At 41.6% G+C, this 394-nt stretch carries 1 protein-coding gene; it reads left to right on the forward strand.

Features of this window, described 5'->3' with window-relative positions:
- A partial coding sequence (locus tag AOA60_RS13895; RefSeq protein WP_143522438.1) for a GyrI-like domain-containing protein occupies window positions 1–251 on the forward strand: 251 nt, incomplete at its 5' end.
- Window positions 252–394: the final 143 nt, after the last annotated feature.

Genomic DNA, 394 nt, shown 5'->3' on the forward strand with positions numbered 1-394 from the left:
CTCTAGAGGTACCACCTGCTACCTATGCAGTTTTCACAACACCTGTTGTAAAGGACGAAGATTTCGTCAACTCCATTCAAGGTACTTGGAAGTATATTTTAGAAGAGTGGTTTCCTGGTTCAGGATATGAAATAGATGATAGAATGATGGACTTTGAGTTTTACGATGAACGATGCCACCCGTGGGAGTATGACGAGTGGTGCATGGAGATTCATGTTCCTATAAGAAAAGCACTAGCGACCATTAAGTGACGTACGGTTTAGTTCACCTTCATTATTTGAAAACAGTCCGTGACATGCCTTTTCACGGACTGTTTCTGCTTTTACTCCAAATCTCGCTTCCTGAACCCGACTAATCCAGCTAATATTAGGCAACAACCTAACACACTTAAAAC

Source organism: Pseudomonas sp. 2822-17, assembly GCF_002742485.1.
GTDB classification, from domain to species: domain Bacteria; phylum Pseudomonadota; class Gammaproteobacteria; order Pseudomonadales; family Pseudomonadaceae; genus Aquipseudomonas; species Aquipseudomonas cyclaminis.